Below are 26958 nucleotides of genomic sequence, written 5' to 3'. Positions count from 1 at the left end.
GTTATCTCCTGATTCTGCTTGGTCTAGTGATTTGTGGAACATTTCTACTCCAGTTACTACTGCTTCTGAAGTTTTGTCTGTTAGTCCTACGATTTCTACTGTATCGCCTACTTTTAGTGTTCCTTTTTCTACTCTACCTGTTGCTACTGTACCACGTCCTGAGATTGTCATTACGTCTTCTACTGGCATTAGGAATGGTTGGTCGTTGTCTCTTTCTGGGATGTCAAAGTATTCGTCTACTTCTTCCATTAATCCTAGAATTTTATCTGCCCATTCGCCTTCTCCACCTTCTTGTAGGGATTTTAGTGCTGATCCTACTACTACTGGTGCGTTGTCTCCATCGTATTCGTATTCTGAAAGTAGGTCTCTTACTTCCATTTCTACTAATTCGATTAGTTCGTCATCATCTACTTGGTCTTGTTTGTTTAGGAATACTGCGATTTTTGGTATTCCTACTTGGCGTGCTAGTAGGATGTGTTCTCTTGTTTGTGGCATTGGACCGTCTGCTGCTGATACTACTAGGATAGCTCCATCCATTTGCGCTGCTCCTGTGATCATGTTTTTAACGTAGTCGGCGTGGCCTGGAGCGTCGATGTGTGCGTAGTGTCTATCTGCTGTTTCGTATTCTACTACTGATGTGTTGATTGTGATTCCACGTTCTCTTTCTTCTGGTGCTTTATCGATGTTTTCATAATCGATTGCTTCACCTGTTCCGTATTTTTTGTTTAGAGCTTGTGTAATCGCTGCTGTTGTTGTTGTTTTACCGTGGTCTACGTGACCGATTGTTCCGATATTAATATGTGGTTTACTTCTGTCAAATTGTGCTTTACTCATTATTAACTCCTATTAATTATTTATCTAATATTTGTTCTTTTACTGATTCAGGTACTTGAGCATAGTGGTCAAATTGCATTGAGTATGTTGCTCTACCTTGTGTTTTACTTCTTAGGTCTGTTGCATAACCAAACATTTCTGAAAGTGGGATAAATGCATCTAGTACGTGGATACCATCTTTTGGATTCATTCCATCAATTTTACCACGACGGCTTGATACGTCTCCCATTACATCTCCTAGATATTCATCTGGTGTTGTAATTTCTACTTTTTCTACTGGTTCTAGTAGAACTGGTTTAGCTTTTTCAACTGCATTTTTAAGACCCATAGATCCTGCTACGTGGAATGCTACTTCTGATGAGTCAACTTCGTGGTATGAACCATCATAAAGGATAACATGCATATCTACCATTGGGTAGCCACCTAGGATACCATTTGCTGCTGCTTCGCGTACACCTTCTTCAACTGGTCTGATGTATTCTCTTGGTACTGAACCACCGACAATTTGTGATTCAAATGTGATACCAGATCCTTCTTCACCTGGGATTACTCTTAAGTGAACATCACCGTATTGACCAGAACCACCTGATTGTCTTACAAACTTACCTTGTGCTTCTGCTTCTTGTGAGATACCTTCTCTGTAAGCTACTTGTGGGTTACCGATATTAGCTTCTACTTTGAATTCTCTAAGTAGTCTATCTACGATAACTTCAAGGTGAAGTTCTCCCATTCCTGAGATGATTGTTTGACCTGTTTCTTCATCAGATTTTGTTACGAATGTTGGATCTTCTTCTGCTAGTTTTTGAAGACCTACAATCATCTTATCTTGTGAAGCTCTTGTTTTTGGTTCGATAGCAACTGAGATTACTGGATCTGGGAATTCCATTTTTTCAAGGATAATTTGGTTATCTTGATCACATAATGAGTCCCCTGTTGTTGTATCTTTAAGTCCTAATAAAGCTACGATATCCCCAGCATAAGCTGTGTCGATTTCTTCTTGTTTATCAGAGTGCATTTGCATGATACGTCCAACACGTTCTCTTTTACCTTTTGTTGCGTTATAGATGTATGAACCTGATTCAATTGTACCTGAATAAATTCTTGTATAGATTAGTTTACCTACATATGGATCAGTTACAACTTTAAATGCTAATGCACTTGTTGGTTCATTATCATCTGCTTTTCTTTCCAATTCAACTGATTCATCTTTTGGATCGATACCTTTAATGCTTGGTACATCTAATGGGCTTGGCATAAATTCAATGATAGAATCTAGTAGTGGTTGAACACCTTTGTTTTTGTATGCTGAACCGCATAGACATGGGAAAATCTTTTGTTCGATTGTTCCTTTTCTAATTGCAGCTTTAATTTCTTCTACAGTAACTTCTTCACCTTCTAGGTATTTCATCATGATGTTATCATCAATTTCTGATAATTCTTCTAAAAGGTTGTTTCTATATTCTTCAGCTTGATCTTTAAGATCTGCTGGGATTTCTCCATATACTGGGTGAGCACCTAAGTCTTCTGTGTTGTAAGTTACAGCTTCCATTGTAATTAAGTCAACTGCACCTTGGAATTCTTGTTCAGATCCTATTGGAATTTCTATAGGTACTGCATTTGCTTTTAATCTATCTCTAATTGTTTCAACTGCCATGAAGAAGTCTGCACCTGTAGCATCCATTTTGTTAATAAAACAAATTCTTGGAATGTGGTATTTATCAGCTTGTCTCCAAACAGTTTCAGATTGTGGTTCTACCCCACTTTTAGCATCGAATAATGCTACAGCACTATCAAGTACTCTTAGTGATCTTTCTACTTCTACAGTAAAGTCCACGTGTCCTGGAGTATCGATAATATTAATTCTGTGATCTTTCCAAAATGCTGTGGTTGCAGCTGAACCGATTGTAATACCACGTTCCTTTTCTTGGTCCATGGAGTCCATTACTGCTGTACCATCGTGAGTATCACCTATTTTGTAAATTTTACCAGTGTAATATAGGATTCTTTCTGTTGTAGTAGTTTTTCCGGCATCGATGTGAGCCATAATCCCGATATTTCTGGTATCTTTAAGTGAAACTTGTCTAGCCAAATTTTCCCCCTATTAATATCTGTAGTGTGCAAAGGCTTTGTTAGCTTCTGCTGCTCTGTGCATTTCTTCTTTTCTTCTTACAGCTGCACCAGAGTTGTTAGATGCGTCTAGAATTTCTTTTGCTAGTCTTTCTACCATAGTTTTTTCACCACGAGCTCTTGAGAAATTAACTAACCATCTTAAAGCTAAAGTTTGTCTTCTTTCTGGTCTAACTTCCATAGGAACTTGGTAGTTAGCACCACCGATTCTTCTTGCTTTAACTTCTAGTGTAGGCATAATGTTTTCAAGCGCTTGGTAGAATACTTCTAGTGCGTCATTTCCTGTTGTTTCTTCCACAATGGCAAATGCATCGTAGACAATTCTTGTTGCAAGGCCTTTTTTACCATCAAGCATAACGTTATTGATAAGTTTTGTTACAACTCTATCGTTATACTTAGCGTCAGGCATTACTTCTCTTTTTGGTATATGTCCCTTTCTTGACACTTTGCTTCCCTCCTTTACCAATTATGTGTAATATCATTAGTACTCGACTAATATTTGTCGTTAGTGTGCATGACTATACCATAATTTTTCTAATAATTTATATCTTAATTATAGGTACATTATGCACTTGTATCTTTAGATTCTAGTTTTGGTTCTTTTTAGCACCGTATTTAGATCTACCTTGTTTACGTCCATCTACTCCTGCAGTATCAAGAGTACCTCTTATGATGTGGTAACGCACACCTGGAAGGTCTTTTACTCTTCCACCTCTGATTAGTACAACACTGTGTTCTTGTAGGTTGTGACCAATTCCTGGGATGTATGAAAGTACTTCAGCACCATTTGTAAGTCTAACTCTGGCAACTTTACGTAAAGCTGAGTTAGGTTTTTTAGGTGTTACTGTTCTTACTGATGTACAAACGCCACGTTTTTGTGGTGATTGGTTAGGAGTAATTCTACCTTTTAAAGTATTGTAGTTGTAACCTAATGCTGGTGTGTTAGATTTTGTTTCTGTACTTTTTCTACTTTTTCTAACAAGTTGGTTAATTGTAGGCATAATGCACCTCCTTTTCTTTTAAAATTTAATAAATTGGCATATCTCACGCCAATACTTAATAAGTGTACTATCTTAAGGCCTTGATGTCAAATGTTTTATAAAACAATTATCTCTATTTATATATTGGTATATATATTATATAATTATCATTAAGAAAAGATGATAAGTAAGGAGATTTTATGAAAATAGCTATCGTAGGTTGCGGGATAAGTGGGGCAAATGTCCTAAAAAATATAATAGAGGATGATAGTTTTAATGAAGATATTTATATAGATGTTTTTGAAAAAAGAAATGAGCTTGCTGTTGGTCCTGCTTATGAAGATGATGACTTATATAAAATCTTAAATACTCCCATTGAGCATATGAATATAAATATAGATGATCATAGTGAGTTTAAAAATTGGTTAGAGCAAAATTATGAAGATTTACCAACTAAGGAAGGAAAAATCCCCCGTCCTATCTTTGGTAAATATGCCAAAGAAAGTTATAAAAAATATTTTAGCCACCCGAATGTGTCTATATACCAAACAGAGGTTAAAAACGTTTTAAAAGATATGAATGTATTTAACATTGAAACTATAGATAAATCATACGGTCCCTACCAAGCAGTTTTTTTAACTATCGGCCAATCTTATTATAAGGATGACTATAATTTAAAAACTTATGAAAACTACATAGCAAATCCCTACCCTCTTAGAGAAAAAATTATAAATATAAAATGTGATGATGAGATAGGAATAATTGGAACAGGTCCAGCTGCCATTGATATTTATAGGTACCTTAGGGAATATACTGAATTTAGTAAACCCCTTTATTTTTTTACAAATAGCTCATTTTTTGCCCTGCCTGAAATTAGAGAAAATTATCCTAGAAATATTTGCTCCATTGATAATCAGTGGGTAGATAGCCATAAAAACGAGCAAGGTTTTGTAAGTCTTTCTGAGTTTAAAAAAGCTTTTAATGATGATTTTAGAAAAGTATCCTTAAATTTTGATGAGATTTATAATTATTATAAGGATAATAGCCCAAAACTTTCTAAAAAAACCCTAGAAGATAAAGACTTTAAGCTAGAATTTTGCCAAAGCTATACCCTAGAACTTTGGTATGCCAGTAGCAAACTATATAATTCCTTTAATGGCCTAGACCGCATAAAATTTAGAGAAGAATACCTGCCAAAAATTGTCTATCTTATGACCAAAACTCCCGCTATTACTATGGAAAAAATTTTATATGACTTAGATGTTGGTAAGATTAAAATTGTAAAAAATACTGAGGATATCAATTTTATAGACGGTAAATTTAAGGTTGAAACAGAAGATAAGCAAGAGTTTACCACTGATAAAATCTATAATGCCCAAGGATTTGAAAAAGACTTGACCAAGGCTATAAAAAATGATGACTTGCTCAAAAGTTTATTTAAGAATAGGTTAATAGAAGCAGATGATAAGAAAAATATCAATGTATTATATCCAAGCTATAACCCTCTTACAAGCAAATACGGGCGAGTAAAAAACTTATATTTAAACGGTATGTGGACTGAAAGCATTGATATTTCTAACAATGACCTCAGATCAGTTTTAATTTCCAGTGAGCAAATGGCTAAAGATTTTATGAAAAATTTAAAAAAATAATTTATGGGTATAAGATATTTGTATAGTAAATTGAATTTAGGAGGAAATAATAATGGATATAACATTTGCAGGAAATAAAGTAAACTTAGTTGGTGAACCTATAAAAGTTGGTGACAAAGCACCAGCATTCAAAGCAACAAATAATGACCTAAGCGAGTGGTCAAGCGAAAATTGTGATAACAAAGTAGTAATCTATTCAGTAGCTCCATCTCTAGATACAGATGTGTGTGCCCTACAAGCTAAAAAATTTAACAAAGAAGCTAGCTCACTTGAAGGTGTAAATGTAGTAACAATTACAGAAGACCTACCATTTGCCCAAGCAAGATTCTGTTCAAACGAAGGAATCGAAAATAACCTAATGATCTCAGACTACAAAGACCGTGAATTTGGAGAAAAATATGGCTTCCTAATGGAAGAAAATAAGCTTCTAGCTCGTGGTGTAGTAGTTGTTGATAAAAATGGAGAAGTTGCTTACGTAGAATATGTACCAGAAGTAACAAACGAAGTAGATTTTGATAAAGCTTTAGAAGAAGTAAAAAAATTAATCTAGAAATAATATCACCAGTTAAAGAGGCTGGTGATTTTTATTTGTATAAATGTTAACGTTTTTCTAATTATTAAATATAATTTATATTAGTAATATCTACAAAAAAAATTATGTTGAAAGTAAATGCCAACCTACTAAATGAAGGATTACAAGTAGAAATTGGCAATGGCACTCACAAAGTAATGATTGATGAACCAGTAGAAGCTGGTGGTTATGATAAGGGCATGAACCCTGGTGAATATTTACTAGTTGCCCTAGCTGGTTGCCAAGCCCTAGTTTTTAAATCTTTTGCAAAAGCAAAGGATCTTCCTTACGAATCACTTGAAATAGAAGTTGAAGGTGATGTAGATGTACCAGATCTTATGAAGGGTGACCCAATAGCTAAGCTCATTCCTTCATTTATGGTTTCTCCTTCATTTACAAGGATTTTTTTAAGAAGAAAGTCTTCCACAGCTTTCATTTCAAGAGTTACTTTAAGAATTTCTGCTTCGTAAACTATTTCACCAGCTTTTACACCTTCTCTTTCACTCTTTAACCCCTTAGTAAGAGTTCCACCTTCTGCTGTGGTGTTTAGTACTGGCACCTTTAATTCTTTTTCCATATTTACCTCCAATATTTGCTAGGATTATTATAACTTTTATGCATACATTTTCCCATCTTGATATATTTCTGCCAATATAAAATAACTTATAGTATAGTAATATTAACAATATTTAAAAACTTTAAGGAGGTTAATAATGAAACTTGGAGTTCATGATTTATTGTTAAGAGAACAAGGAAAAACTAACCAAGATGTCTTAAACGATACTAGAAAAATGGTAAGTGAATTAGACAAGCTTGGATACGATAGATATTGGTTTGCAGAGCACCATGGCTTTGAAAACCTACTTTCAGTTGCACCAGAAATTTTAACAGCATATTTTCTTGCTGAAACAGAAAATATAACTATAGGTACTGGCGGAACTATGGTTATGCACTATTCACCACTAAAGATTGCAGAAACTTTTAAAACTCTAGCAGAACTTGCTCCCGGCAGGGTCGACCTAGGTATAGGACGTGCACCAGGATCTGGTCCTTTAGAGATGCGTGCCCTAAATCAAAATTTCCCTAGCAAAACTCAAACTTTATATCAAGAAATAAAAGTAATACTAGACTATTTAGAAGATAAGACACCAGATGATCCAGTATATGCTAGAGCCAAGGCTATGCCAAATAAAAACGAAAAACTAGCTACTCCTTGGATGTTAGGATCTACAGGCCAGGCCATGGGCATGGCAGCAGAATGGGGTTTGCCATATTCTCATGCTAAATTTTTTGCAGTGGAAACTCCAGCTAGCCTATTTAGTTCTTATAAAAATAATTTTAAACCATCTAGCTTTGCTGATAAATCTTACATTTCTATGTTTTATAAGATGTTAATTTCAGATGACAAGGAAGAATTAGAATATTTAGGTAAGGCCTTTGATTATTTCCACTTACAACAAGCAAGAGGAGCATCCCAAGGACTTATCGATCCAGCAATGGTAAAAGACTATGAATTTACCTTAAATGAAGAATCTTTATTAAAACAATCTTATGATGCAAGATTTATCCTAAAAGGTAGCAAAAAAGAAATTGCTGATATCCTCCATGATGAAGTAGACCAATTTGAACTTGATGAAATCCTAGCTTTCACACCTATCTACGGAGTAGATAATAGGATTAATACTTACAAGGCCTTAAAGGAAATATTTGAATAAATATAAGCAAAGAAAAACTGACCTTACGACTAATTTCTAAGGTCAGTTTTTTGTTTAATCATTAGTTTCCTCTACTAAAACCAACTTATTTTCTATTCTTTCTATATCCTCTTCTAGATAGAAAAACTTTTCTTCATCTGGAAAATCAGCCTCCATTGACTTAGCAAGATTTAAATAGTGTGTTGCTTGTGGTATTTCTTTTTCTTTAAGAAAATAGTTTGCATAGTAAATATATAATAGATGTTTATTAAAAAGATAGCCAGAATTAAGAAGACAATCTTCAATTTTTTTTATATCTTCATAGCTATAGCTTACATCATCATACAAAGGATCTATTTCTTCGTAAACTTTAAAGGATGAGCGGATATTTGAAGAAAATATTAAGGATAAGACATTATAAATATCATTTCCACCCAATCCACTGGCATATCTCATTGGAACTAATTCCATCAGAGTAAGGTCTAAGGTAATTGATCTAAGGTATGGGGCCTTATTAGTGGAAAATAATATAATTAAAGTAATAAACTCGAATATAAGTCCACCTAGATTGTATAGGATAAATTTAGCATTATCATACTTACCATAATTTGTGGTAACCACTTGCCCTGCAACTGATATTTTAGATTTATTTTTAGTAAATCTATATTTTCCATCTTCTTTTTTAAAGGTTAAGCCTAATATCCTAATTGATTGAAATTTCCTAGAAAAGATTAGACCAAAAAATAAATGTCCTAACTCATGGATTAGAATACTTATTACAAAAGCTAGCAGCATTTTAATCTGACTTAATATAATATGTACTATAAAATTTCCTTGATTAGGGTCAAAACTACTTATATCTACAAAAACTGGATAAGCATAAGAAATTATAAATATAAGACTGGTAATTATTCCAGTGACTATTTTATAAATTTTCAAAGATTCAATAGGTTTAGCCTTAAAAACTGAATATTCTTTATACATCCATAGGTCCTCTCATAAATTTTTATAAATCGCTTTGTGACTTTTGATAATTATACCCTATTTTTAGCATAATAAAGTTAAACATAAAAAAACAACCGACTTTAATCGGTTGTTTTTAAAGTTACTTAGTTTTGCAATTGCTCATCAGCTTCTAAACTCTCAGCTTCTTCTATGTTCATAGCAATTTGTGCATCTTCTAGGTCTTTTGTTTCATAGTCTATATTTACATCATTATAACGTTTCATACCTGTACCTGCTGGTATAAGTTTACCGATAATGATATTTTCTTTTAGACCCATTAGGTCATCTACTTTTCCTTTTATAGATGCATCTGTAAGAACTCTTGTTGTTTCTTGGAAGGATGCTGCTGATAACCAAGAATCTGTTGCAAGTGATGCTTTTGTGATACCTAGTAATTCTTGAGTATATTCTGCAGGCTCTTTTCCTTCTTCAATCATTTGTTCGTTTACAAGGTTAACATCACGTCTTTCTTGTAGGGAACCTGGTAAGAATTCTGTGTCACCTGATTCATCAATCTTAACTTTTTTAAGCATTTGGCGGGCAATTACTTCGATATGTCTATCATCGATTTCTACCCCTTGGATTCTATATACTTTTTGAACTTCTTTTGTAATATAGTCTTGTACTCCAATTTTGCCAAGTACATTTAAAACATCGTGTGGATCTAGGGAACCTTCTGTTAGTTGTTGGCCCTTTTCTACTACATCTCCATCACGAACTATGATTCTAGAACCAAATGGAATATTGTATTTTTGTACGTGTCCATCTTCTGATTCGATTTCTACGTCTGTTTTCTTTTCATTTTGGATAAGAGTTACTGTACCGCTATTTTCTGCAATATAAGCAAGTCCTTTTGGCTTACGTGCTTCAAATAACTCTTCTACCCTTGGAAGACCTGATGTAATTCCTACACCTGCGATACCACCAGAGTGGAAGGTTCTCATTGTAAGCTGTGTACCCGGTTCACCGATTGATTGGGCAGCAATAATACCTACTGCTTCCCCGATATTTACAGGTTTTCCTGTAGCAAGGTTACGTCCATAGCATGCAGCACAAACACCTTGTTTTGCTCTACATTCTAATACTGAACGTAATTTTACTCTTTTTACCCCAGCTGCAACAATTTTTTCTGCTGTATCTTCATCGATTAATTGGTCTTTGGCAGCTAAGGTTTCACCATTTTCATCTTTAATATCTTCAAATGATGTACGACCTACTATACGAGTGTAAAGATTTTCGATTAATTCGTTACCATCTTTAAATTCGTAAGCTTCTACATAACCATTTGTATGACAATCATCCTCTGTAACAATAACATCTTGAGAAATATCTACCATACGACGTGTTAAGTATCCTGAGTCGGCAGTTCTTAGGGCTGTATCTGTAAGACCCTTACGTGAACCGTGGGAAGAAATAAAGTATTCTTGTACAGATAACCCTTCACGGAAGTTTGCTTTTACAGGAATTTCGATAGTTTTACCATCGGCCTGACTCATCAGCCCACGCATACCGCCTAGCTGTCTGATTTGGTTTGTAGAACCACGGGCACCAGAATCAGCAAAGATTTTGATATTATTATCACTACGTAAGTCTGTTAGTAGAGCCTCTGTTACTTTGTCTGTGGTTTCTCTCCAAATATCGATAACTTTTTCATATCTTTCTTCATCTGTAATTAAACCACGTCTGTATAATTTTTCGTAATTATCCACTTCTGCATCTGCATCTGCTATGATATCCCATTTTTCTTTTGGAATAGTAACATCTGCCATAGAAACAGTAAGCCCTGACAATGTTGAGTATTTATAACCTGTTTGTTTGATGTAGTCAAGTACTTCTGCAGTTTTTATATTACCATGTCTTCTAAAGCATCTATCTACGATATCTTTTAACACTCCAGAATCTGCCACTTGGTTAATTTCTAGAGAATATGGATCTTCTTTTCTATTTACATATCCTAAATCTTGTGGGATACCTTCATTATAGATAAATCTACCTACGGAAGATTCGACGATTTGACCTGGATCATCTGGTGAATGTTTTACTCTAACACTTACCCTAGATTGGTATTCTACATCTCCTGCAAGAAGAGCTTTTTTCATCTCATTTGTAGATTCAAATACCATGCCTTCACCTTTGGCACCTTCTTTTATAGTTGTTAGGTAATAAGCCCCTAGCACCATATCTTGAGAAGGAGAGGTAATTGGTTTACCATCTTTTAGTCCAAGAATGTTATTTGTAGACATCATTAAAAGTCTTGCTTCTATTTGTGCTTCATTTGATAAAGGTAAGTGGATAGCCATTTGGTCTCCATCAAAGTCGGCGTTAAAGGCATTACAAGCAAGTGGATGAAGCTTCATTGCCTTTCCTTCTACCAAAACTGGCTCAAAGGATTGAATACCTAGTCTGTGTAGAGTCGGAGCACGGTTTAGTAAAACTGGGTGATCTTTTATAACTTCTTCTAGGACGTCATAAACTCTTGGATCTTTTTTCTCTACCATTTTTTTAGCAGATTTTAAGTTATGAGCCATACCACGGTCTACTACTTTATTCATAATAAAGGGTTTGAATAATTCAAGGGCCATTTCTTGTGGTAGACCACATTGGTTAAATTTAAGGTCTGGTCCTACTACAATAACTGAACGACCTGAGTAGTCTACACGTTTACCAAGTAAGTTTTGTCTAAATCTACCTGACTTACCCTTTAGTAAATCAGAAAGTGATTTCATATTTCTATTTGATGCACCAGTTACTGCACGTCCACGACGTCCGTTGTCGATTAGGGCATCAACTGCTTCTTGAAGCATTCTTTTTTCGTTACGAACGATGATTTCTGGAGCACCAATATCTAAAAGTCTTTTTAATCTGTTATTTCTATTTATAACACGTCTATAAAGATCATTTAGGTCAGATGTAGCAAATCTACCACCTTCAAGTTGTACCATTGGTCTAAGTTCTGGCGGCATAACTGGTAGTACATCTAAAATCATCCATTCTGGACGGTTTCCTGATGTCATAAAAGCATCTACAACTTCAAGTCGTCTTGAAATTCTAACTTTCTTTTGACCTGTAGATTCTTCTAATTCTTTTAGTAATATTTCGTATTCTTTTTCTAAATCAATAGTTGCAAGCAGTTCTTTAACAGCTTCTGCCCCCATTGCAGCGTTAAATTCTAAGTCATCTGGATGTAGTTCTAGGGCTTCTTGGTATTGAGTTTCTGAGATTTCTTCCTTAAAAGCAAAGCCTGATTCACCAGGATTGATTACCACATAAGATGCAAAGTAAAGAATTTTTTCAAGGATTCTTGGGCTCATATCTAAAAGTAGTCCCATTTTTGATGGTATACCTTTAAAGTACCAAATGTGTGATACTGGAGCTGCAAGCTCTATATGGCCCATTCTCTCACGACGTACTTTTGCTTTGGTAACTTCAACACCACATTTTTCACAAACTACGCCTTTATATCTAATTCTCTTGTATTTACCACAAGAGCATTCATAATCTTTTGTTGGTCCAAAGATTTTTTCACAAAATAGACCATCTTTTTCTGGTTTAAGGGTTCTATAATTTATTGTCTCAGGTTTTTTAACTTCACCATGAGACCAGGATCTGATTTTTTCAGGGGATGCGATTTTCATCCTCATCCCGTCAAATTGTGTTAATTCGCTCATAAATCTCCCTATTCTAATTCTTCGATACTAAATCCTTCGCTATCAGTTTCTTCATATCTAGTTTCAAACTCATCGTCTGCTAAGATATCATCACTGCTTTCAACATTTTCTTCATCTTTTACAGCAGTTTGATTAGCCTCTATATTTGAAACTTCCTCAGTTGAGTTTTGAGTTAAAGATCTGGTTTGGGATTTAATTTTTGATGCATCTATTTTATCTACTTGGCTAAATCTATCTTGTTCATCAACATTTTCTTTTAGCTCAATAACACTTCCTTCTTGGTCAAGTAACTCTACATCAAGAGCAAGTGATTGTAGTTCTTTAACTAGTACTTTAAATGATTCTGGTGTACCTGGTTCTGGGATATTTTCACCTTTTACAATAGCTTCGTATGTTTTTACACGTCCAGTAACATCATCTGATTTTACAGTTAGGATTTCTTGTAGGGTGTGGCTTGCTCCGTATGCTTCTAGCGCCCAAACTTCCATTTCTCCAAATCTTTGTCCACCAAATTGTGCCTTACCACCTAGTGGTTGTTGGGTTACTAGTGAGTATGGACCTATTGATCTAGCGTGGATTTTTTCTTCTACCATGTGGTGAAGTTTTAGCATATACATTACCCCAACTGTTACTGGGTTTTCAAAACTTTCACCCGTTCTACCATCACGTAGCTCGATTTTTCCTGTTTTGTTAATGTATGGAGCAGTTTGTGCTGCTTCTTCTAGGGCATCTTCGATTTCTAAATCTGTTGCCCCGTCAAATACTGGTGTTGCAACTTTCCATCCCATAGTTCTTGCAGCAAGACCCATGTGTACTTCTAGTACTTGTCCAAGGTTCATACGGCTTGGGATACCTAGTGGGTTTAAGCAGATTTGTACTGGTGTACCATCTGGTAAAAATGGCATATCTTCACGTGGTAATATACGAGAAACAACCCCCTTGTTACCGTGACGACCACACATTTTATCCCCAACCATGATTTTTCTTTTGGTTGCTACATAAACTCTAATTACTTTATTTACACCTGGAGATAGTTCATCTCCATCTTTTTTGTTATATTCTTTTACATCTACTACAATACCTTCTTCACCGTGTGGTACTTTTAGTGATGTATCGCGTACTTCACGAGCTTTTTCACCAAAGATTGCTCTTAGTAATCTTTCTTCTGGTGATAGTTCAGTTTCTCCTTTTGGAGATACTTTTCCTACTAGGATATCACCCGATTTTACTTCAGCTCCGATTCTTATAACCCCATTTTCATCAAGGTCTTTTTTCATATCTTCGCCGACATTTGGTATATCTTTGGTAATTTCTTCTGCACCTAGTTTTGTTTCACGTGCTTCACATTCATGTTCTTCTATATGAACTGATGTTAGTACATCATCGATTACTAATTCTTCGTTAAGAAGCATAGCATCCTCGAAGTTGTAACCTTCCCATGTTGTAAAGGCAATTAGGATATTTTTACCTAAAGCTAGTTCTCCATCTTTAGTAGAAGGACCATCTGCTAATATTTCATTGGCATCTACTTTATCACCATTTCTTACAAGTGGTCTTTGGTTAATTGTTGTACCTTGGTTGGCTCTTTCAAATTTTAATAATTCATAAGAGTCAATTTCTCCATCAGAGTCTCTTTTTACTTTGATTTGATTATCACCAACATATACTACTTCTCCAGCATTTTTAGAAACTACACAAACACCAGAGTCTTTTGCAGCTCTATGCTCAATTCCTGTTGCAATGATTGGAGCTTCTGCTTTTAGTAGTGGAACTGCTTGACGTTGCATGTTGGCACCCATTAGCGCACGAGTACTATCGTCGTTTTCTAAGAATGGGATTAGTGATGCTCCAACTGATACGATCTGTTGAGGAGAAACGTCCATGTATTGGATTTTTTCTCTTGGATAAATATCATTTTCACCGTTAAGACCACGACCTGATACTCTTTCGTTTATAAATCTATTTTCATCATCAAGAGGTTCGTTGGCTTGGGCAATGATGTAGTTATCTTCTGTATCTGCGGTTAGATAATCAATTTCATCTGTAACAACTCCACCTTCTTTTACAACCCTATATGGAGTTTCGATAAATCCATATTTATTAATTCTTGCATAGGTTGTAAGAGATGTTATAAGACCGATATTTGGTCCTTCTGGAGTTTCTATTGGACAAATTCTACCGTAGTGAGAATCGTGGACGTCACGTACTTCAACTCCTGCTCTATCTCTTGATAAACCACCTGGTCCTAGCGCTGATAATCTTCTTTTATGGGTTAGCTCACTCATAGGATTTGTTTGATCCATGAATTGTGAAAGTTGGGAGCTACCAAAGAATTCTTTTATAACAGCCGTTACAGGTTTTATATTGATAAGTCCTTGTGGTGTAGCTAAATCTGGGTCTTGAGTTGTCATTCTTTCACGAACAACTCTTTCCATACGAGCTAAACCAACTCTAAATTGGTTTTGTAGTAATTCTCCAACACCACGAACTCTACGGTTACCTAAGTGGTCGATATCATCAACTTCACCAATACCTTCAAATAGGTTAAATTGATAGTTTACAATTGCAAGTAAGTCTGCTTTTGTAACATTTTTTGGAGATAATTCTTTTTTACGAGCATTCATGGCTACTATAATCTCATCTGCAGAATCGTGTTGATCTAGAATTTCTCTCATAACTGGATAGTAAACTTTTTCTGAGAATTCATCAACATCGTAGTCAACACCTTCTAATTCTTCAAAAGAAGTGATATCTACAAAGTGGTTACCAACTATTCTTAAGACTTGGTCTTCCCCATCATTGTTTACTTTTATAATGTCAACAGAGTTTATACCTGCATTTTCAATTGCAATGGCTGTTTGACGATCGATTTTATCGCCTTCTTTTACGAAAAGCTCTCCTGTTTGTCCATCAATAACATCATTTGCTGCAACTCTGCCTTCAATTCTTGGCCATAGAGCAAGTTTTAAGTTATATTTGTATCTTCCTACTTTTGCTAAATCATATCTTCTATCATCAAATAATAGGTTGTTGATAAGATTTTGTGAAGATTCTAAACTTGCTGGGTCTCCTGGTTTTAATTTTCTATAAATTTCAATTAAAGCCTCTTCACTAGTCTCAGAATTTTCTTTTTCTAAGGTAGTTCTAAGGTGTTTTGTATCTCCAAGTGCATTTATAATTTCATCATCAGTTTCAAATAAAAGTGCACGTACTAGAGTTGTTGCTGGTAGTTTACGAGTTCTATCAAGACGTACATTTACAGTGTGACTTGCATCTGTATCAAACTCTATCCAAGCTCCTCTATTTGGAATTACAGTTGAAGAATATAATTTATCTCCAGATTTATCTGTCTCTTCTGCATAATAAACTCCTGGAGAACGAACAAGTTGGCTTACAATTACCCTTTCTGCACCGTTTATTACGAAAGTTGCAGAATCGGTCATCATTGGGAAATCTCCCATGAAAACTTCTTGTTCTTTTACTTCTTCAGTTTCTTTATTAATAAGTCTTGCCTTAACTTTTAGGTCACGGGAATATGTTGTATCTTTATATTTTGTTTCTTGGATAGTGTATTTTGTTTCTTCATCAAATTCATATCCAACAAACTCTAAAATTAAGTTTCCATTATAATCTTCAATTGGGGAAATATCTTCTAAAATTTCGCCAAGACCTTCATTTAAAAACCATTCATATGAATCTTTTTGAACTTTTAGTAAATTAGGTAGATCTAAGACTTGAGGGAATTTGGAAAAGCTCACTCTCTCAGTTCTTCCAAACATCTCGTTGTGATATTGGGCCATTAATTAAAAACTCCTTATCTTTTAAAAACACAAAAGGCTAAAAATACGCAAATATCTTAGCCTTAATAACGAATAAAAATCTTTTGTGTGTAGATTTCTAGCAATGCTTAATTATACTATGTTTAACTAGGATTTGTCAAGTAACTTTTCAATTTATATAATATTAGTTTTTATAGTATGTTCTTTACCTAATAGCTCATCTTTGCTATGACCTATTACAATGCCGCTTACGGGGTAAAATCCCTCATCAAGATTTAATTTTTCAATGTACTTGGCATCATCACCCAAATTATGAAAAACTCCTCTAATATAGCAAGATCCTAGGCCAAGGCTTGTTGCAGCAAGAGAAATATTTTCTAATACACATCCAGCATCTTGAAATCTTAGGTCATTTTCTTTATTATCAGATGAAAATATAATCAACAACGGAGCATCAAATAAAGGGTCAGCCTTTTTATCTAATTTTTGCATATACTCTTTGCTAATATCTTCTATTAAAGACTTATCCTTAATAACTGTTAGGCGAGAGTTATCATATGCTCCTAATCCAATAGGTGCTTTGTAGGCTGCATCTATTAATTTTTCAATATCCTTTTCAGATACTTTTTCATCAGTATACTTTCTTGTAGAAACTCGTTTTTCTAATACTTCATAAAAATCCATAAATTACCTCACTTTACTATTACTATACGAATTTAAGCTATTATTGCGACCTGATTTTATTAGTTTTATTGATAAATAAATCCTAAATATGGGCCTTTTATGTTATAATGAGACCAATGGAGGAGATATGAAAGATACAGTTAAATTATTTAGTATAATAACCGGAATATATAGATCCCTTGTTACTATTTTATTTTTATTAGGGATAGGATTTACTATCTTAGTTGATACAAGTTTACTAATATCATTTTTAGATTTACTAGGTTTTCAAGGAATATCAGCTAGTATTGTAAAGCCAATATTTATATTGATTTTTGCCCTACTATTTATAGTAAACTTTATAATCACTAGACACATATATAAGGCTGGTGATACTGGCGAATATCACCTATCAAACTTTGTATTTGGCTTATTATTTTTAGCACTTACAATATTTTTCTACATAACATTTAGAAATCTAACTACAAATATAATATTTGTTATATTTGTCCTGAATGGACTTTTAGTTTTAAATTCACTTTTAGGTTTGATAGCTAAGACTCGTGGTCTATATCTAAAAGAAAATAACTATCAAACTGAATCTAATAGATTAAATGACTTTATAGAATTTGATGATGTTGCAGTCGAAAAAGAAAATCAAACAAATAAAAATATAGACGTTGATACAGTTGTAGAAAATACAGATGAGATAAAGGTAGTTAAGGATAATAAAAAATCAACCGATAAAAATCCAAAAGTAAACCAAGAAACCAAAGCTATTGACCAAAAGAAAATAGTAAAAAGTAATGAATCATCTAATCGCAAGCTAGTAGAAAAAGATCAAAAAATGGTCTTTGAAAGTAATGATAAAGCTACTAGTAAAAGTGAAGAAAAAACTCCAAAAATAACTACCAATAAAACTTCTTATGAAAATAAGGAAAAAGACGGAGAAATTTATGGAGAAGATGAAGCTGTTAAGATAAAAAAAGAAAAAGAAGATAAAGTTTTTGACAAATCCCAATTTACTAGAATAAAGATAGACGATATTAACAAAGATAAAAAATAAAAATTTAAAAAATCGAGGTAGATTATGGATGAAAATTATTTCAAACTTCTAAAAGAACATTATCCCAGTAAGGCTGCTATCAAAGACGAGCTTATAACTTTAAATGCCAAGTTATATTTACCAAAGGGCACTGAATACTTTTTTTCCGATGTCCACGGAGAAGCACCAGCTTTCTTGCAACTTTTAAAGTCTGCTTCTGGAAATATTAGAGAAAAAACTTCCATTCATTTTGGAGAAACTCTTTTAAAAGAAGAGCAAGACAAACTTTGCGAATTAATTTATAATCCCAAGGAAGTCCTTCACGATATGCAAATGAATGGGGAACTGACAGAAGATTATCTAACAATAACCATTCATAGGCTAATAAGTTTATTTAGATTCGTTTCTACTAAGTATGCCAAAAGCTATGTAAAGAAAAAGTTTGGCTACCTATTTACAGATATTGTAGATGAACTCTTATATACCAACGATTCTGAGTTTAATAAAAAAGAATATTACGATAAGTTAGTAGAAAACATTGTCAAATACGATAACGCCCAAGATTTTATAGTAACTATTACAACCCTCATCCAAAGAATAAGTGTAGACAAACTTCATGTTGTAGGAGATATTTACGACCGTGGTCCTTCCCCACAAATAATTATGGATGAACTTTTAACTTTTCCAAACGTTGATATCCAATGGGGCAACCACGATATAGAATGGATGGGAGCTGTAGCTGGCAACAAGGCCCTAGTTGCAGCATGTATAGCAAATGCTATTTCTTATAATAACTTTGATATGCTAGAAGATGGTTATGGAATAAATCTAAGACCGCTTTACGAATTTGCAATCATAACTTATAAGGATGATCCATGCGAATTATTTATGCCAAGGATATTTGATAAAAATCTTTACGATAACATCAGCTCAGAGATAGCTGCCAAGATGTTTAAGGCCATATCAATCATCCGATATAAGCTTGATGGCAAACTTTTAGAACGTAATCCTGATTTTAATATGGAAGATAGAAACTTCCTAAAAATCATAGATTTTGAAAATAAAACCTACAAGGGAGCTTCTTTAAAAGATGGCCACTTCCCTACAGTAGATCCAAAAGATCCATTAAAATTAACTAAAGCAGAAGAAGCAGTAATTGATGCCCTAGCCCTAGACTTTAAACGCGGAGTAAAATTAAACCGCCACATAGAATTTTTATACGAACATGGGGCAATTTATAAAATCGAAAATGGTTCCCTATTATTTCATGGTTGCATCCCTCTAAACGAAGACGGAACCTTTATGGATGTGGAAATATGGGGCAAGAATTATTCAGGCAAGGCCCTATTTGATAAATTTGATGAAATTGCTAGGTCTGCTTATTATAATAACGACCAAGCTTCTTTAGATATAGTTTGGTATTTATTTTACGGCAAGCAATCCCCACTTTTTGGTAAATCACAGTTTTCCTACTTTGAAAATATCTTTATAGAAGAGGAAGAACTAAGAAAAGAAATCTACAACCCTTACTACAAATTATCCAACCAAGAAGAAATAGTAGACATGATCCTGGATGAATTTGGAGTAACAGCAACTCGTAGGCGAATTGTAAATGGCCATGTTCCAGTAAAAACTAAAAAGGGAGAGTTACCAGTAAAGGCCAAGGGCAAATTATATGTAATCGATGGTGGTATAGCCAAACCATACCACGCTAAAACAGGTATTTCTGGTTACACCCTAGTATTTAACTCCCATGCAGTTTCCCTAGCTGAGCATAACAATTACGAATCAATCACAGATGAAGTTAGCTCTTATAGGCCAAACATAAAAGAAATAGAAGTTCTCCATCCTAGGATGCTTATAAAAGATACAGATGAAGGTAAAGATATCAGACAAAGAATAGAAGTTTTAGAAGAACTCTTAGAAAAGTACGATAATTTATAGGAGAAATATATGAAAAGAAAACACTACAACCTAATATCTATTGCCTTGTGGATTGTAGCTTTGATTTTAATTTTAGCCTTTAATAATCCTTTTGCTACGAGTATCACTTGGAATATATTTCTTGCGGTTATAATTTCTGTGGTTGGTTTTATCTTGTATTTTGCTGCTAATAAATGTCCATATTGCAATAGTCTAATTAATGATTATTTATTAAAACCAGCCAAATACTGTCCATACTGTGGTAAAGATATTTCTAAATTTTAAATTAATTATTGATAAAAGACTTATAAATGGACATAAAAAAAGATGCGGTAGATTTTTTCTACTCGCATCTTTTTTGTTTACTTACATTTTTTCTGGTTCTGGATAGTCTTCACCAAATGTATCTACTGTTACTTTTTTAATTTTTACTTCATCTACTGGTCTATCAGATCTGTCAGTTTTGCTTTCAGCAATTTTATCTACCACATCCATGCCGTCAGTTACTTTACCAAAAGCAGCATAGTCACCATCTAAGTGTGGGCTATCTTTGTGCATAATAAAAAATTGACTGCCGGCTGAGTTTGGCATCATAGATCTTGCCATAGATAAAACTCCTGCTTCGTGCGCTAAGTCGTTTTTAAAACCGTTTGAAGCAAATTCGCCTTTGATTCCATAACCAGGGCCACCCATACCTGTTCCTTCTGGGTCTCCCCCTTGAATCATAAAGCCTTTTATAACTCTATGAAAAATAAGTCCATCATAAAATCCATTATTTATTAATGAAATAAAGTTATTAACTGTATTTGGTGCTATTTCAGGATATAATTCTGCTTTGATTATATCTCCATTTTCCATTTCAAATGTAACTATTGGATTAGTCATATTTACCTCTTTCCTTAAATTCCTGATATATAATTTATATCCAAAATCACTCTAAAGAAAACATTAGTTAGATTTGTCATCATCGTAATTTTTATCTTTATCACCAAGGGCAGCTGTATGGGTAAATACTGGATAGCCATCTATAAAAGCATCATCTAGACTTAATCTTCTTTTATCAAACTCTTTTTTACGGTAGTATTCTCTAATTACTTCTAAAAATACTGCAGTATTAAAATCAGCTACTACATCCGTGAAGGTAAATTTCTCTTTGAAATTGTAGTTATTTCTAACTGTTATCTTATTTTTAGCAGAGTTATATTTTATTTTTGAGGCACCTACATATCTTTCTAGATTAAAGTGATCTTTTTTTTCTATGATATCAAACTTTTTAACTTGATTAGTTATAAAGTCTTTGTCATAAGATTTATCATGGATTTCTTTAATAGTATCTTTTACTGTCTTATAAATTTCGTTAGTTTCTTCATCTTGGATAGTTTCTATATCATCATTAAAAATATCTTCTAAGTCAGTAAAATAATCTTCATCTACTTTTTTTACATTAAATTTGCTTACAGCAACTTTATCCAATGATTTTCTTATAAGAGGATCTATCTTTGTCCTAGATACATCTCCATCATCATTTACTTTTAGGCTATTGGTAGCAGTATTTAGCTCTATAACACTACCCTCATACTCATATTTTAGGTATACACCCTTATATTCAATAGTTTCTAAATCTAATATAATAAGAACATCACTTTCTTCATCAAAGAAAAGTGTTTGTATTTTATTTTCATTACTAAGTCTGTTTAGCTTCTTCTTTATACTATTAGCTTTATTCATTCGTCCCCCTAGCATTTTCAAAAACCAATTGGTTTATAATGATTATATCATTAATTTGTAAAGTTTATGTTAAATCATCTAAAATAGCCTTAGAATAAAAATCTAAATGGATAGAATAGTATTATAAAAATAATAGAGCCTAGTTTTTTTAGAAAATTTATTTTGGAAACTTCTTTACCAGATAAATTTTCTTTACGCCCATCTTCTAAAACTTTACTTGCATCCTTTTGATAATAATTTAATTCCTTTTCAACTTCCTTATAAAAGTCCTCACCCTCTACTACGAGCATCAGCTCTGTGTCAATATAGACAGATCTCATATCCCAATTAAAACTACCAATAGCTGCTAGGTTATCATCTATGGTAAAGGCCTTGCCGTGGTAAGAATGTGGCTTTTCATTTTCTAATATATTTGCCTTTGTATCTATAAGTTTATGGTAATGGATTAAATATTCCCCTACTCCAACTAGATTTACCCCTGTAGCAGGTGAGTTAGTAAATAAGGTAGTGGGATTGTTACTAGCAATCGTCTTTAGACTCTCAAACATAATTTCATTTCCTATAAAATATGGAGTATGAATACTTACCTTGCTTTTTGAATTTTTCATCAACTCACTTATTTGATAAAAGGCTAACGGCTGTTTACTATATACATCAATAGGATTTGTGATTAAGCTCACCTTACCTACCTTTGTAAAAGTTTTTTTGTAATCAACTTGTTTATAATTATCAGGATTAAAACTTTTATCGTTCTTATAAATTTTCTCTAGTTCACTTATAAGCTCTCTACTTTTTCTAGAACTTGTAAAAATAGCCGCATCTTTTACATCTTTATTTCTCTGTCCATTTTGATAAATATTTTTAAAGTAAGCTATTAATTCTCCTAGACCATCTTTTTGACTTCTCTTTTCAAAGTAAACTAAGATATCCCAATCATAGCTTATCTTACCTTTATTTTGTAAAAATCTTTTTTCTATATTTCTACCACCTACAAAACCTATCTTATCATCCACAATCATATACTTATCATGCATCCTACCCATAAGTGACCATGGTTTTAGTGGATTCATAGGATTATATATTTTAATATGCACATTTGGAAAACTTTCTAAGGCTAGGTAATAGTCATTTTTAAAAGCATTCATAAAAAGAGTATTACCATCTAAGATTATGTATATTTCTACTCCTCTTTGAGCAGCAGCCACCAGGCTTGCCATATATTTTTTACCTTCTTGGTCCATAAGGAACCTATAATTGCCAATCATAATCTTATTTTTAGCATTATCTATGGCTCTAATTTTTTCTATACTAGAGTTTTCATTATCCCTTATAACTTGAGCATAGGCTATAGATCCATCATCTTGGTAAAATTTACCTATATCAAAGTTTTTTTTATAATTTTCATCTACACTTTTTTGTTTTATAAAAGGTAAGCTAGAAAATATTAGTATGTAAATTAATAATGCAATAAAAATCTTTACCATCTTTTCTTTCATGTATCTCCTTTGTCAAGATTTCTACTTAAAACATGTTAGTCTAGATATATTTTATTACAAAAAAAGCTTTAAGGTAACCCTTAAAGCTTTAGTTTATAATTTTTATTTAATTTTAGTACCAACCATTAGCTGCCCAGAATTGTTGAGCACGTTCCCATGATCCGTATCTTTGTGCAACATAGTTATCAGCTGCTGCTTCTTGTTGAGCAGGGCTTGCACCATAAGGTACTAGTGATGGATTTAATTGATATCTACCATAGTATCCGCCATTTGGGTTGTAAGCTGAGTATGAACCACCACTTTCTCTTTGAGCAATCCATTCTTTAGCCCAGCTTGAAGAACCTTGGTAAGATTGTTGTTGTTGAGCTGGTTGTTGGTAAGTTTGTGTTTGTTGAGTTTGTGTTTGTGTTGTAGTTTGTCTTTGAGCCACTTGGTTATTATTGTTATTTGTAGCTTGGTTTTGAGCTTGTGCTTGTTGAGCTTTTTCATTTTCAATTCTTGCTTGTCTAAATGATTCTAATAGATCGTGGTATACATATCCTTCTTTATCATTTACTTTTACTTTTACATAACCATTTTCAGCAAGACCTAGTACTTCTACTTCTGTATTTGCTTTTAAAACATCAATTACTTTTGAATCAAGATTAGCAGCATCTCTAAAGTTTGCATCTGCAACTAATTTTGTATCTTCAAGTACGTGGAACCATTTTGAAACAACGTAAGCTTCTTTTCCATTAAAGTCGATTTTTGTCCAGTCTCCTTCTTCAGAAATAACTTCGTATGATTTTTCTCTATCATCGATAAGACCGATTACATTATCGCCTACTTTAGCTTCTGTTCTAACATTTACACCTTGAGCTAGATTTTTATCTATTGCAAGTTTTGCAGCTTCTGAATCTTTTGCTCCAAATCCAATTACAGATGGAATTACTAGCGCTGCTGCAAGAGCGTATTTTTTAAAGTTAATCATTTAATATATCCTTTCAATAGCCTTTATGGCTCAATTTTCATTTTAAATTTAATATTCTTTGTAACAAAGGTTACAAATTGTTAACATCTTGTTTTGACAAGTGTTATTATACAAGCTAATTGTGTAGTAATTATGTAGATACAAATATTTTAAATTTTTATCTTGAACAGTATGTAATCAAGCAATTGCAACGCTTTACCTTATTATTTTTTATTTGCAGCTTTAAATATTTACCTAAATTTTACTTTGTTTTTAAAAGATTTTGTAAATTTCTGTAATTTTATATATAAATGATAAGTAACCATTTTGTTACAAGTATTATATATTAACATTAAATAACCCTTAAATTTGCCCAGTTTTTTCTAATGTAGTAAAATTTTATTAATTATAGAAGAAAGTGAGAACTAAATGATCAACGTTTTTCTACTTTGTGGAGGCCCTTCTAGTGAACATGAGATTTCACTAAGAAGTGCTCTAAATATTAGTCAAAGTTTAAATAAAAGTAAATATGATACTAAACTAGTTTATATAGATAAAAAAGGGGCTTTTTCTAAACCCTATAATGTTATAGAAACTAAGGATGAATTTGATTTAGTAAAAGAAACTAATAAAAATGTAGCTGGATCTATTGCAGAATTTTTAGAAATTTTAAAGGACTATGACCCAGCAAATACTATAATTATCCCAGCCATCCACGGAACTTATGGTGAAGATGGAACTATCCAAGGATTTTTAGATTGTATAAGATTTCCTTATATAGGTAACGGCTTATTATCCTCTGCCCTATGTATGGATAAGGTAACTACTAATGATATTTTTGAAAAAAATGGACTTTCCCAAGCTAAATATCTTTATACATATAAAGAAGGTTTTGATGATGACTTTATAAATAAGTGTATAAATGAGATAGGTCTACCTTTAATAGTAAAACCATCAGCCAATGGATCTTCTGTTGGAGTTAGTAAGGTTGAAAATAAAGAAGATTTAAAAGATGCTATTAAAGAAGCTTTAAAATACGACCAAAAGGCCCTCGTTGAGGAGCTAATAGATGGGCAAGAAATAGAAATTGCTATTATTGGAGAAGGTGGCAATCTAGATGTTTCAGCTCCTGCGGCTTATATTACCAATCATAAATTTTTAGATTATGATGCAAAATATTTTGATAAAGAAACCATAGCCCAAGTTCCTTATGAAATGGAAGAAATATATAAAATAGAAGCTATAAACTTTGCCAAAGAATGTTATAAGGCAGCAGGTTGTGAAGGTTTTGCCCGTGTAGATATTTTCTATACCAAGGAAAATAAATTTTTTATAAATGAAATAAATACCTTCCCAGGCTTTACCCCTACTTCGTTTTTTGCAAGACTTGCTATGGATATGTATGGACAAGATTTTGATTTCGTCCTTGATAAATTAATAGATGATGGTTTTAGGAGATTTAAATGATTAAAAGAACACTAGGTCATATTACAAAAATGCTAGGCGGAGAAATTTCTGACCCTAGCAAAAAAGATATACTTATAGAAGGTGTGTCAACAGATTCTAGAACTATTAGCAAAAATAACCTCTACATCCCCCTAATAGGTGAAGTATTTGATGGTAGGATTTTTATAAAAGAATGTGAAAATAAGGGAGCAGCAGCTTTTTTGATAGATAGGGACTTTGAGATAAATAAAAATATTTCCATTCCTTATATATTAGTAGAAGATACAGGAAAAGCCCTTAGAGATCTTGCAAGATCTTATAGAAGCGAACTAGATATCAAAATAATAGGTATTACTGGTTCAAATGGAAAGACAACTACCAAAGATTTATTAGAATCTACTTTAAAAGAAAAATACAAAGTTCAAAAAACAATGGGTAACTTAAATAATGAGATTGGTGTACCAAAAACTATCCTCTCCTTAGATGAAGAAACTGAAATAGGAATCATAGAACTTGGTACAGACAATTTTGGCGACATCGCCCTTACAACTCGTATAGCCCAGCCAGATATAGCTACTATTTTAAATATTGGTGATAGCCACCTTCATAATTTAAAAACAAGAGAAGGAATAGCAAAAGCAAAAATGGAAATTACTGAGGGTTTATCAGCAGATGGTATTTTTATATATAATATAGATGACCCGATTTTAGCAAAAGAAATCCCTACTTATGATGTAAGCCAAAAAGTCCTAACATTTGGAACAAGTGATAAGGCCGATTTTAAAATATCTCCATTAGAAAATAACAACTCTGGTGTTGAATTTAAAAATGAAGATACAATCTATAAGGTGCCTCTTTTAGGTGATCACCAAATATATAATGGTGGCATTACAGCAATGATTGCTCAAATCTTGGGTTTAGATAAAAAACAAATTCAAGATGGTCTAAAAAAAGTTAAAGGTAGCAGCAATAGATCTGCGATATTAGAACTAAATGGTTTTGATATCCTAGATGATTCCTACAAGTCAAATCCGCAGGCTCTATTAACTGGCCTAAACACAACCTATACCCTAAAGGGCTATAAAAATAAAATTGTAGTTTTAGGAGACATGCTAGAGCTAGGAGATAACGAAAAAGAACTTCACTTTGATGTAGGAAGAAAAATAGATCCAAATGAAATCCACTATGCCCTCTTTTTTGGACCATTATCCTATGAAATGTATAAGGGTGCACTAGAAAATTTCCCAAAAAATCGAGCCTTTTATTTTGAATCGAAGGCCGATGTTTGTGATAAGCTTAAACAACTTATTACAAAATCATCCTTGGTTTTAGTAAAAGGTAGCCATGGCATGCACATGGAAGAGATTATAGAATGTGTTAGAACACTTAAAATTTAAG

The 26958-nt window shown here is 33.2% G+C and carries 21 protein-coding genes and 1 pseudogene; 9 read left to right on the top strand and 13 right to left on the bottom strand.

Going from position 1 to position 26958, the window contains the following annotated elements; translation table 11 throughout:
• The 4 genes from AB9Q04_RS04700 to rpsL all read right to left on the bottom strand — a co-directional run.
• A partial coding sequence (locus AB9Q04_RS04700) for an elongation factor Tu (RefSeq protein WP_410024212.1) occupies window positions 1-834 on the bottom strand: 834 nt, incomplete at its 3' end.
• Between the two features lie 16 nt (window positions 835-850).
• Complete coding sequence (gene fusA, locus AB9Q04_RS04695) at window positions 851-2923, bottom strand: elongation factor G (protein ID WP_394018753.1); 2073 nt, start codon at window positions 2921-2923, stop codon at window positions 851-853.
• Between the two features lie 12 nt (window positions 2924-2935).
• A complete protein-coding gene (gene rpsG / locus AB9Q04_RS04690) occupies window positions 2936-3406 on the bottom strand; it encodes a 30S ribosomal protein S7 (RefSeq protein WP_394011214.1) in 471 nt (156 codons plus the stop codon).
• 142 nt (window positions 3407-3548) lie between these two features.
• Window positions 3549-3962 carry a 30S ribosomal protein S12 gene (rpsL, locus tag AB9Q04_RS04685; RefSeq protein ID WP_394011213.1) on the bottom strand — a complete coding sequence of 138 codons (414 nt, stop codon included), beginning with the start codon at window positions 3960-3962 and terminating at the stop codon, window positions 3549-3551.
• Window positions 3963-4141: 179 nt separating this feature from the next.
• On the opposite strand from rpsL, the gene AB9Q04_RS04680 reads away from it, so the two are divergent.
• The 3 genes and pseudogenes from AB9Q04_RS04680 to AB9Q04_RS04670 form a co-directional block, all read left to right on the top strand.
• Window positions 4142-5593 carry an FAD/NAD(P)-binding protein gene (locus AB9Q04_RS04680; RefSeq protein ID WP_410024211.1) on the top strand — a complete coding sequence of 484 codons (1452 nt, stop codon included), beginning with the start codon at window positions 4142-4144 and terminating at the stop codon, window positions 5591-5593.
• Window positions 5594-5645: 52 nt separating this feature from the next.
• Window positions 5646-6143, top strand: coding sequence for a thiol peroxidase (tpx, locus tag AB9Q04_RS04675; protein ID WP_410024210.1), 498 nt, complete (start codon window positions 5646-5648; stop codon window positions 6141-6143).
• 107 nt (window positions 6144-6250) lie between these two features.
• Window positions 6251-6484 (top strand): annotated as a pseudogene (locus AB9Q04_RS04670) (OsmC family protein); the annotation flags it as partial.
• Here AB9Q04_RS04670 and AB9Q04_RS04665 read toward each other — a convergent pair.
• A complete protein-coding gene (locus AB9Q04_RS04665) occupies window positions 6451-6741 on the bottom strand; it encodes a lipoyl domain-containing protein (protein ID WP_410024209.1) in 291 nt (96 codons plus the stop codon). The pseudogene AB9Q04_RS04670 and the gene AB9Q04_RS04665 sit on opposite strands and share 34 nt — an antisense overlap.
• A 136-nt stretch (window positions 6742-6877) precedes the next feature.
• Between AB9Q04_RS04665 and AB9Q04_RS04660 the strand changes: the two genes are divergently transcribed.
• A complete protein-coding gene (locus tag AB9Q04_RS04660; protein WP_410024208.1) occupies window positions 6878-7879 on the top strand; it encodes an MsnO8 family LLM class oxidoreductase in 1002 nt (333 codons plus the stop codon).
• A 54-nt stretch (window positions 7880-7933) separates the two neighbouring features.
• Here the strand turns inward: AB9Q04_RS04660 and AB9Q04_RS04655 are convergent, their stop codons facing one another.
• The 4 genes from AB9Q04_RS04655 to AB9Q04_RS04640 all read right to left on the bottom strand — a co-directional run bounded on the left by AB9Q04_RS04655 (window position 7934) and on the right by AB9Q04_RS04640 (window position 16994).
• A complete protein-coding gene (locus AB9Q04_RS04655; RefSeq protein ID WP_410024207.1) occupies window positions 7934-8842 on the bottom strand; it encodes a hypothetical protein in 909 nt (302 codons plus the stop codon).
• 125 nt (window positions 8843-8967) lie between these two features.
• A complete protein-coding gene (gene rpoC, locus AB9Q04_RS04650; RefSeq protein ID WP_410024206.1) occupies window positions 8968-12531 on the bottom strand; it encodes a DNA-directed RNA polymerase subunit beta' in 3564 nt (1187 codons plus the stop codon).
• An 8-nt stretch (window positions 12532-12539) separates the two neighbouring features.
• Window positions 12540-16331, bottom strand: a complete 3792-nt coding sequence (gene rpoB, locus AB9Q04_RS04645; protein ID WP_410024205.1) for a DNA-directed RNA polymerase subunit beta — start codon at window positions 16329-16331, stop codon at window positions 12540-12542.
• A 153-nt stretch (window positions 16332-16484) separates the two neighbouring features.
• Entirely contained in the window at window positions 16485-16994 is a 510-nt protein-coding gene (locus tag AB9Q04_RS04640) for a nitroreductase family protein (protein WP_410024204.1), read from the bottom strand.
• Window positions 16995-17121: 127 nt separating this feature from the next.
• Between AB9Q04_RS04640 and AB9Q04_RS04635 the strand changes: the two genes are divergently transcribed.
• From AB9Q04_RS04635 to AB9Q04_RS04625, 3 genes are read left to right on the top strand one after another with little or no spacing between them, the layout of a single operon-like run.
• Window positions 17122-18039 (top strand): energy-coupling factor transporter transmembrane component T family protein, encoded by a 918-nt coding sequence (locus tag AB9Q04_RS04635; protein WP_394011204.1) that lies wholly within the window; start codon window positions 17122-17124, stop codon window positions 18037-18039.
• A gap of 24 nt (window positions 18040-18063) precedes the next feature.
• Entirely contained in the window at window positions 18064-19962 is a 1899-nt protein-coding gene (locus tag AB9Q04_RS04630; protein ID WP_410024203.1) for a fructose-bisphosphatase class III, read from the top strand.
• A 9-nt stretch (window positions 19963-19971) separates the two neighbouring features.
• Window positions 19972-20226: a hypothetical protein gene (locus tag AB9Q04_RS04625; protein ID WP_410024202.1), complete on the top strand. Its 255-nt coding sequence runs from the start codon at window positions 19972-19974 to the stop codon at window positions 20224-20226.
• Between the two features lie 81 nt (window positions 20227-20307).
• Here the strand turns inward: AB9Q04_RS04625 and AB9Q04_RS04620 are convergent, their stop codons facing one another.
• From AB9Q04_RS04620 to AB9Q04_RS04605, 4 genes are all read right to left on the bottom strand, one after another.
• On the bottom strand, window positions 20308-20826 hold the full coding sequence (locus AB9Q04_RS04620) for a peptidylprolyl isomerase (protein WP_394018773.1): 519 nt from the start codon (window positions 20824-20826) through the stop codon (window positions 20308-20310).
• Window positions 20827-20889: 63 nt separating this feature from the next.
• A complete protein-coding gene (locus tag AB9Q04_RS04615; RefSeq protein WP_410024201.1) occupies window positions 20890-21669 on the bottom strand; it encodes a hypothetical protein in 780 nt (259 codons plus the stop codon).
• An 89-nt stretch (window positions 21670-21758) separates the two neighbouring features.
• Window positions 21759-23165, bottom strand: coding sequence for a phospholipase D-like domain-containing protein (locus AB9Q04_RS04610; protein ID WP_410024200.1), 1407 nt, complete (start codon window positions 23163-23165; stop codon window positions 21759-21761).
• Window positions 23166-23277: 112 nt separating this feature from the next.
• Window positions 23278-24135: an aggregation-promoting factor C-terminal-like domain-containing protein gene (locus AB9Q04_RS04605; protein ID WP_394011198.1), complete on the bottom strand. Its 858-nt coding sequence runs from the start codon at window positions 24133-24135 to the stop codon at window positions 23278-23280.
• 408 nt (window positions 24136-24543) lie between these two features.
• Between AB9Q04_RS04605 and AB9Q04_RS04600 the strand changes: the two genes are divergently transcribed.
• Together AB9Q04_RS04600 and AB9Q04_RS04595 are read left to right on the top strand one after the other, a co-directional pair.
• Window positions 24544-25581 (top strand): D-alanine--D-alanine ligase family protein, encoded by a 1038-nt coding sequence (locus AB9Q04_RS04600; RefSeq protein ID WP_410024199.1) that lies wholly within the window; start codon window positions 24544-24546, stop codon window positions 25579-25581.
• Window positions 25578-26957, top strand: coding sequence for a UDP-N-acetylmuramoyl-tripeptide--D-alanyl-D-alanine ligase (locus AB9Q04_RS04595; protein WP_410024198.1), 1380 nt, complete (start codon window positions 25578-25580; stop codon window positions 26955-26957). The genes AB9Q04_RS04600 and AB9Q04_RS04595 overlap by 4 nt, the downstream gene beginning before the upstream one ends.
• Window position 26958: the final 1 nt, after the last annotated feature.

It is taken from the genome of Anaerococcus groningensis, from assembly GCF_046365465.1.
In the GTDB taxonomy this organism is placed as follows: domain Bacteria; phylum Bacillota; class Clostridia; order Tissierellales; family Peptoniphilaceae; genus Anaerococcus; species Anaerococcus groningensis.
The sequence above is the reverse complement of the archived record's forward strand: the minus strand, read 5'-3'. Positions and strand labels throughout refer to the sequence as shown.

What these genes read in the sequence shown, in the direction of transcription:
- rpsL (WP_394011213.1), bottom strand. Translation starts at nt 3,962, where the DNA reads ATGCCTACAATTAACCAACTTGTTAGAAAAAGTAGAAAAAGTACAGAA.
- AB9Q04_RS04680 (WP_410024211.1), top strand. Translation starts at nt 4,142, where the DNA reads ATGAAAATAGCTATCGTAGGTTGCGGGATAAGTGGGGCAAATGTCCTA.
- tpx (WP_410024210.1), top strand. Translation starts at nt 5,646, where the DNA reads ATGGATATAACATTTGCAGGAAATAAAGTAAACTTAGTTGGTGAACCT.
- AB9Q04_RS04665 (WP_410024209.1), bottom strand. Translation starts at nt 6,741, where the DNA reads ATGGAAAAAGAATTAAAGGTGCCAGTACTAAACACCACAGCAGAAGGT.
- AB9Q04_RS04660 (WP_410024208.1), top strand. Translation starts at nt 6,878, where the DNA reads ATGAAACTTGGAGTTCATGATTTATTGTTAAGAGAACAAGGAAAAACT.
- AB9Q04_RS04655 (WP_410024207.1), bottom strand. Translation starts at nt 8,842, where the DNA reads ATGTATAAAGAATATTCAGTTTTTAAGGCTAAACCTATTGAATCTTTG.
- rpoC (WP_410024206.1), bottom strand. Translation starts at nt 12,531, where the DNA reads ATGAGCGAATTAACACAATTTGACGGGATGAGGATGAAAATCGCATCC.
- rpoB (WP_410024205.1), bottom strand. Translation starts at nt 16,331, where the DNA reads ATGGCCCAATATCACAACGAGATGTTTGGAAGAACTGAGAGAGTGAGC.
- AB9Q04_RS04640 (WP_410024204.1), bottom strand. Translation starts at nt 16,994, where the DNA reads ATGGATTTTTATGAAGTATTAGAAAAACGAGTTTCTACAAGAAAGTAT.
- AB9Q04_RS04635 (WP_394011204.1), top strand. Translation starts at nt 17,122, where the DNA reads ATGAAAGATACAGTTAAATTATTTAGTATAATAACCGGAATATATAGA.
- AB9Q04_RS04630 (WP_410024203.1), top strand. Translation starts at nt 18,064, where the DNA reads ATGGATGAAAATTATTTCAAACTTCTAAAAGAACATTATCCCAGTAAG.
- AB9Q04_RS04625 (WP_410024202.1), top strand. Translation starts at nt 19,972, where the DNA reads ATGAAAAGAAAACACTACAACCTAATATCTATTGCCTTGTGGATTGTA.
- AB9Q04_RS04620 (WP_394018773.1), bottom strand. Translation starts at nt 20,826, where the DNA reads ATGACTAATCCAATAGTTACATTTGAAATGGAAAATGGAGATATAATC.
- AB9Q04_RS04615 (WP_410024201.1), bottom strand. Translation starts at nt 21,669, where the DNA reads ATGAATAAAGCTAATAGTATAAAGAAGAAGCTAAACAGACTTAGTAAT.
- AB9Q04_RS04610 (WP_410024200.1), bottom strand. Translation starts at nt 23,165, where the DNA reads ATGAAAGAAAAGATGGTAAAGATTTTTATTGCATTATTAATTTACATA.
- AB9Q04_RS04605 (WP_394011198.1), bottom strand. Translation starts at nt 24,135, where the DNA reads ATGATTAACTTTAAAAAATACGCTCTTGCAGCAGCGCTAGTAATTCCA.
- AB9Q04_RS04600 (WP_410024199.1), top strand. Translation starts at nt 24,544, where the DNA reads ATGATCAACGTTTTTCTACTTTGTGGAGGCCCTTCTAGTGAACATGAG.
- AB9Q04_RS04595 (WP_410024198.1), top strand. Translation starts at nt 25,578, where the DNA reads ATGATTAAAAGAACACTAGGTCATATTACAAAAATGCTAGGCGGAGAA.